Source organism: Streptomyces huiliensis (assembly GCF_020037025.1).
GTDB lineage: Bacteria > Actinomycetota > Actinomycetes > Streptomycetales > Streptomycetaceae > Streptomyces > Streptomyces huiliensis.
On record NZ_JAIQLH010000130.1, the window covers coordinates 1 to 6,735 of the forward strand.

The 6,735-nt window shown below is 74.6% G+C and carries 6 protein-coding genes; all 6 read right to left on the minus strand.

The window, feature by feature from the left end; all coding sequences use genetic code 11:
- Positions 1-622 (minus strand): ACT domain-containing protein (locus JNW98_RS22125; protein ID WP_504755178.1); only part of this gene is annotated, 622 nt, incomplete at its 3' end.
- A 558-nt stretch (positions 623-1,180) separates the two neighbouring features.
- Entirely contained in the window at positions 1,181-3,502 is a 2,322-nt protein-coding gene (locus tag JNW98_RS22130; RefSeq protein ID WP_372459303.1) for a HelD family protein, read from the minus strand.
- Between the two features lie 145 nt (positions 3,503-3,647).
- A complete protein-coding gene (locus tag JNW98_RS22135) occupies positions 3,648-4,313 on the minus strand; it encodes a CGNR zinc finger domain-containing protein (RefSeq protein ID WP_223770013.1) in 666 nt (221 codons plus the stop codon).
- A gap of 147 nt (positions 4,314-4,460) precedes the next feature.
- The gene (locus tag JNW98_RS22140) at positions 4,461-4,694 is read right to left on the minus strand and encodes a hypothetical protein (RefSeq protein ID WP_171171011.1); all 234 of its coding nucleotides are present in this window, start codon (positions 4,692-4,694) and stop codon (positions 4,461-4,463) included.
- A gap of 187 nt (positions 4,695-4,881) precedes the next feature.
- A complete protein-coding gene (locus JNW98_RS22145; RefSeq protein ID WP_223770014.1) occupies positions 4,882-5,250 on the minus strand; it encodes a cupin domain-containing protein in 369 nt (122 codons plus the stop codon).
- A 294-nt stretch (positions 5,251-5,544) separates the two neighbouring features.
- On the minus strand, positions 5,545-6,534 hold the full coding sequence (locus JNW98_RS22150) for a LysR family transcriptional regulator (RefSeq protein ID WP_223770015.1): 990 nt from the start codon (positions 6,532-6,534) through the stop codon (positions 5,545-5,547).
- Between the last annotated feature and the right edge of the window lie 201 nt (positions 6,535-6,735).

The following is a 6,735-nucleotide window of genomic DNA, read 5'->3' on the forward strand; positions in this document are numbered from 1 at the left end:
TGCCCGCGAAGCCGGGGGCGATGGCCTTGACGATCTCGACGATGGCGTCGGAGTCCTGGGTGTCCAGGCAGATCGGCCAGGCGTCGATGCCGGCGAAGCGCTTGAAGAGGGCCGCCTTGCCCTCCATGACGGGCAGCGCGGCCTTGGGGCCGATGTTGCCCAGGCCGAGGACGGCGGAGCCGTCGGTGACCACCGCGACGGAGTTGCGCTTGATGGTGAGGCGACGGGCGTCCTCGGGGTTCTCGGCGATGGCCATGCAGACGCGGGCGACGCCCGGCGTGTAGACCATGGAGAGGTCGTCGCGGTTGCGGATGGGGTGCTTGGACGCCATCTCGATCTTGCCGCCGAGGTGCATCAGGAAGGTCCGGTCGGAGACCTTGCCGACGCTGACGCCCTCGATGCCGCGCAGCTTCTGCACGATCTCGTCGGCGTGGGCGGTGGACGTCGCGGCGACGGTGACGTCGATCCGCAGCTTCTCGTGGCCCGAGGCGGTGACGTCCAGGCCGGTCACCGATCCGCCGGAGGACTCCACGGCCGTGGTGAGCTGGCTGACCGCGGTACCGCCGGCGGGCACCTCCAGTCGGACCGTCATCGAGTACGAGACGCTAGGCGCCGTTGCCATGGCCGCTTTCCCCTGCTTTCGCTGATTGCGTTGTTCCGCGCGCCCGGGGCGTGCGGTCCGGCCGGGAGGCCGTCCCGCGCCGGGCGACATCCGATCGTCGCACCTACCGGCCGGTAGACGGTAACCAGCACCGGCTTTCCGGAAGGTGGGTTTCACCATATGAGAGCGCTCGGGCCCCGCCCATCAGGGCGGATCCCCGTCTCCCCATCATGCGCCGCGCCTGTTAAACCGCAGGCAAAGCCCGCACGGACGCGACCGCACACGACTGAACACGACCGAAGACGAACGGGCGGTTCCCTCCGGAGTCTTCGGAGGGAACCGCCCGTTCGCGGAAGGTTCAGCGGCACCGACCCGCCATGCTCGCCTCGCGGCAAGTGGTCGCTCGAAGCGACTAAGGTTGGGCCCGGGGGCTTGGATCGAGCCGGTGCCGTATTCAGGCTAACAAACGCCTCCCGGAAGTCATTCCCGGTACCGGGAGTTCCGGCGGAACGGGCCGGACGACCATCCGGCCGGCCTACGTTCACATCCGGCCCCCGGGCCCCGCCCGTCCCTCCGGACTCAGTCCCGCAGCAGGTCCGGCACCCCGTCCGCGTCCGGCTCGTCGCGCTTCCCCGCCAGCACCGTCAGCCGCTGCGTGGCGCGGGTCAGGGCCACGTACAGCACGCGCAGCCCGGCCGGGGACTCGTCGGCGATCTCGGCCGGCGTGACGACGACCGTCGCGTCGTACTCCAGGCCCTTGGCCTCCAGGCTGCCCAGCGCCACCACCCGGTCGCCCAGACCGGCCAGCCACGCCCGCGCCTCCGCCCGCCGGCCCATGGGCACGACGACGCCGACCGTCCCGTCCACGTCGGCCAGCAGGTGCTCGGCCTCGGCGCGGACGGACGCGGCGAGGTCGGGTCCCGCGACCGCGAAGCGCGGCTCGACGCCCGTGGAGCGGACGGCGGACGGGGACTCCATCCCCGGCATGGCCAGCGCCAGCACCTTCGACGCCAGGTCGGCGATCTCGGCCGGGTTGCGGTAGTTCACGGTGAGCCGGAAGCGGCGGCGGGGGCGGGTGCCCAGCGCCTCGTCCCGGGCCGCGGCGGCCTCGTCCGGGTCGGACCAGGACGACTGGGCCGCGTCGCCGACGATCGTCCAGGTGGCGTGGCGGCCCCGGCGGCCGACCATCCGCCACTGCATCGGCGTCAGGTCCTGCGCCTCGTCCACGATCACGTGCGCGTAGTCGCGGCGCTCCTGCGCCAGCCGCTCCGCCCGTTCACGGCGGGTCTCCGTGCGCTCGGGCATCAGCTCCTCCAGGCCGGTGAGCTGGTCGAGCGGGTCGTACTCGCGGGGCTTGCGGGGCCGGGCCGGGGCGCCGAGCAACGTCTCCAGCTCGTCCAGCAGCGCCACGTCATGCACCGACAGCGGGCCCTTGCCGTCCGCGTCCAGCCGGCCCAGTGAGCGGGCCAGCTGCCGCGTCTCGCGCGGGTTGAGCACCCGGCGGGCCCAGCGCGAGAGCCGCCGCTCGTCGGCGAGCAGCGCCAGGACCTGACGGGGCGCCAGCTCCGGCCACCAGGCGGCCAGGAAGGCGAGGAAGTCGTCCTCGGTGGTGATGTCCTCGTCGAACGCCGCGCGGGCCTCCGCGGCCATCTCCGGGTCGGTGTAGCGCTTGGGGCCGCCGGCGCGGGACCACAGGGCGTCGAGCAGCAGCCGGCGCGCGCGGGGCCGCAGCAGGTTGACGGGGGCCGTGCCGCCGAGCGCGGTCTGCCGGATGCGGTCCAGATCCTCGGCGCCCAGCTCGACGCGGGCGCCGAAGGCGACGACGCGCAGCCGGTCGGGGACGGCACCGTGCCGGGGGACGTCCAGGGCGCCGCGCACGGCCTTGCGGAGCACCTTGAGCATGCGCGACGAGCCCTTGATCCGGGCCACGGCCGGCTCGTCGTACGTGTCGGCCTCCGCGCCGTCGACCAGCGAGCCGAGCGCGCGGATGGCGACCTGGCCCTCCTCGCCCAGCGACGGCAGCACGCCCTCGGTGTAGGCGACGAGCAGCGGCGTCGGCGAGACGATCAGGATGCCGCCCGCGTAGCGTCTGCGGTCCTGGTAGAGCAGGTAGGCGGCGCGGTGCAGGGCCACCGCGGTCTTGCCGGTGCCCGGGCCGCCCTCGACCTCGGTCACCGAGGCGGCGGGGGCGCGGATCACCAGGTCCTGCTCGGCCTGGATCGAAGAAACGATGTCCCTCATGGAGTGGCTGCGGGCCTGGCCGAGCGCGGCCATCAGGGCGCCGTCGCCGACCACCGGCAGCGCGGCGCCGTCCAGGGTCGCCCGCAGCTCCGGGCGGAGCAGGTCGTCCTCGACGCCGAGGACCCGGCGGCCCTTGGAGCGGATCACCCGGCGGCGCACCACGCGGCCGGGCGCCACCGGCGTCGACCGGTAGAAGGGCGCGGCGGCGGGCGCCCGCCAGTCGATGACGAGCGGCGAGTAGTCGGAGTCCAGGACGCCGATGCGGCCGATGTGCAGCGTCTCGGCGATCTCGGCCCGGTCGTCGCGGACGGCGTCGTCGGCGGGCTCGACCGAGGTGTACGCGCCGTCGGGGCCCTTCTTGCCGTCCTTGCCGCGCAGCAGGTCGATGCGGCCGAACAGGAAGTCCTCGAACTCGCTGTTCAGCCGGTTGAGGTGGACCCCGGCGCGGAACACCTGGGCGTCCCGCTCGGCGAGCGCCCCCGGCGTCCCCACCTGGCCGCGCTTGGCGGCGTCGTCCATGAGGAACTCCGCCTCGTGGATCTTCTCCTCGAGGCGCCGGTACACCCGGTCCAGATGGTGCTGCTCGGCACCGATCTCACGGTCGCGGATCCCGTCCGGATGCGTGGTCGTCCCCCCACCGTTCCCGGCGTTCCCAGCGATCTTGAGATCCGTCGCCACCTGCGCGCTTGTGGCGTTCTGCGCGGCCACCCAGGCCCCCTTCTGTGTGCGTAGGGCAGCCTTCAACCGTACGCGAACAGGGGTACCTAGCGCACCTGTCAGGACATGAGAGGTTTGGCACGGTCGGTCATGGCTTGGCGGGGTGCGGCGCCGGCCGAACGTCCGTCCCACCCGGTCCCGTTGCCGGGGACTCGCCGGTCCCGCTCAGCGCCCGGCGGCGGTGCCGGGCCACGCGCTCGCGGTTGCCGCACACTTCGCTGGAGCACCAGCGGCGCCGGCGGCCCCGGGAGGTGTCCAGGTAGAGCAGGGTGCAACTCTCGCCCTCGCACTGGCGCAGCAGGCCGCGCACGGCCGGATCGGTGAGCAGTTCGACGGCGTCCCGGGCCACCACGGACACCAGCGCCGCGCAGTCCGGCGGGGCGGCGACGGCGCGGACGAGGCCGCCGTCGGCGTCCCGGACGGCCCGCGGGGCGGGCGGGTGCTCGGCGGCGAGCGCGTTGACCTGCGCGAGGTCCGCCTCGGCGGCGCGCTCAGGACCGTCCGCGGCCTCCGCGCGGACGACGCGGTGCAGCAGGTGGCGCAGGGCGTGGAAGCGCCCGAGCCAGCCCGCGTCGACGGCCTCCAGCGGGGTGCCGGGCGGAACGACCCGGGCGCCCAGCAGCCAGGCGCGCAGCCGCTCCGGCGTGCCGAGCCGCTCCCCGGGGCCCTCGCCGGGGCGTCCCGTCCCGGTGGCCACCAGGTCCAGGCAGAGCCGCCCGGAGTCGAACCGCAGGTCGTGGGAGGCCGCCGCCATCTGCCTGTCACCTTTTCCCTGGGGAGCCCTGTGCGGCACCGCGCCGTGGCGGCGCCGCACCGTGCGGAGATGCGCCACCCCACAGGGTGCCCGGCCGGACGCCCGGCCGGAAGCCCTCCGCCGTGTGCCCCCGTCGGCCGCGCTCCGTCAGCCGCGCAGGAAACCGTCGCCGTGGACGGCGATGTGGGCCTCCAACGCGTTGAGGGCGTCCTGGGTGGCCTGCCCACTGCCCTTGCCGCGCTGCTCGGCGTAGTAGGCGGCGCCGAGCTTCTTCAGGAGGTCGCCGCCCGCCCGCTGGGCCTGCACCTCGTCGACCTTCTGCTTGCCTTGCTGCAACGCCTGCTGGGCCTGTTCCTTGGCCCGGTCGAGGAATCCCGCCATTGTCGGCCTCCGTGGCACGAGTGGAGCACGCTTCGGTTGGAGCACGCTTCGGTCCGGCGGCTCCGGCCGGACGGTACGGCTCCGGACCGGATCACCGGATCGATTGTCGGCCGCCGCACCGGCGAGCGGCAACCGCCGACGATCATCCGCCGGAGCGCGCCGCCGTCGTCGCGCCGCCGCCGCCTGTCTACGCGCCCATTTGCGCCTTGATGTGGCCGACCACCGCGTCGAACTCCTTCGTCGGCGAGAAGTCGACGTACTCGCAGTCCTCCAGGGCCTCCGGAGCGTGCCCGGGCGCCCAGTAGAAGGCCTGTCCGGCCTCGTAGACCTCGTCCCCGTCCGCCGTCCGCATCTTCAGGCGCCCCTTGAGCAGGTAGCCCCAGTGCGGGCACTGGCAGAGGCCGTCCGGCAGCCCCGTGAGGGCGGGCGCCATGTCCGCGCCCTGGGGAAGCCGTACGAACGCGACGGACAGGTCTCCGCCGATCTCCCGCGTGCGCAGTTCCACACCGCCGCCCTCGATGGCGACGGGAGTCTCGTTCCGCGTCGTCGCCGTCATGACCACTCCTTGTCCGGTCCGGTCCAGTCCAGTCCGCTCCTTGTCCGATCCGCTCCTCGTCCGGTCCGCCGGGAGTCTGGGAACCGGGGAAACAACGTCCTCTTCCAGCCTGGACCCGTGGGCGGCGGCGTGCGAGCAAGGCGGACGCCGTGGGCCGGCCGGACGGTGGGCGTAGGGGAACCGACCACCCTGCGAACGCCCCGGGCCCGACCGCCCGGCGAACGCCATGGACCCGCCCCGTCGGCCCGGCGCGTCACGGACCGTGCGCCGTGCGCCGCAAGCGCCGTTACGGCCTCACCGGCTCAGGGCACCGACCGGCCCGGCCGCGGTTCCGCCCATCAGCGCGGCGTCCTCCGCCGGGAGCCAGGCGCCGGGCGGGCGGTCCAGCCAGCGCTCCTCCGGCGGGCCCGAGGCGGCGGCGAGGAGGGCGTCCAGGCCGGGGTGGCGGAGGCCCTTGCGCCACACCATCGACACCGGCGAGAGCGGCACCGGGTCGACGAGCGGACGCAGCGCCATCCCGGGCACCTTCAGGAACTCGGTGCCCGCCAGCACCGACCACCCCCGCTTGCGCACGATGCGCACGAACTCCTCGTCCCCCTCCAGTTCGGGGAAGGGCTCGGCCATCGCGATGCCCCGGCCCTCGAAGAGGCGGCGGGCGAGGTCGGTCCACTCGGCGGTGGCCGGATTGCCGGCGGCGGCGTACAGGGTCTCGCCGCGCAGCGCCTCCAGGGGTACGGCCGCGAGCTCCGCCAGCCGGTGGTCCGCGGGCAGCAGCACGGCCATCCGCTCGTACCGGACGGGCCGGTGCTCCAGCGCCGCCCTGACCTCCGCCGGCAGCCCCGCCACCCGGCCGAAGGCGACGTCCAGCCGGCCCGCCAGGATCGCGGCGGCGGCGCCGGTGAGGCCGCTGTGGTGGCGGGCGACCAGCTCCACCCGGGGCGCCGCCGCGCGGGCCCGGACCACGATCCGGTGGGCGGTGCTGGCCGGGGACACGACGTCCACGAGCAGCGGGCGCTCCTCGCGCGCCCAGGCCGCCGCCAGTTCGTCCTGCGCGGCGAGCACGCGCCGGGCGTACGGAAGCAGCCGCGCGCCCTCCGCGGTGAGCGTCACCGCCCGTGTCGTCCGGCTGAACAGCTGGGCGCCGAGCCGCTGTTCGAGCCGGCGGATGTCCCGGCTGAGCGCCTGCTGCGCGAGGTGGAGCCGAGCCGCGGCCCGGGTGAAGTGGAGCTCGTCGGCCACGGCGGTGAAGGCCCGCAGCAGGCGCGGCTCGATGTCGTGCGGCATGCGGCGCAGTCAACAACAGAAGTGCGTGAATGGCCACCGATCAGGTGTTGGACCGGACCGGGCGGCCGGCGCGAGGCTGGTCGCATGAGCTCCCACCTCCCCTTCCTCGCCGTCCCACCGCGCCACGACGACGCGCCCGCGCCGCGCCGCGTACGGACCTCCGCGCTCAGCCGGCTCCGCCCGGCCGCGCGCCGCTCCGGC

Bases quoted from the DNA above. Each gene is read 5' to 3' on its own strand.
- JNW98_RS22135 (WP_223770013.1), bottom strand. From the start codon at position 4,313: ATGGCGGCGGCCTCCCACGACCTGCGGTTCGACTCCGGGCGGCTCTGC.
- JNW98_RS22140 (WP_171171011.1), bottom strand. From the start codon at position 4,694: ATGGCGGGATTCCTCGACCGGGCCAAGGAACAGGCCCAGCAGGCGTTG.
- JNW98_RS22145 (WP_223770014.1), bottom strand. From the start codon at position 5,250: ATGACGGCGACGACGCGGAACGAGACTCCCGTCGCCATCGAGGGCGGC.
- JNW98_RS22150 (WP_223770015.1), bottom strand. From the start codon at position 6,534: ATGCCGCACGACATCGAGCCGCGCCTGCTGCGGGCCTTCACCGCCGTG.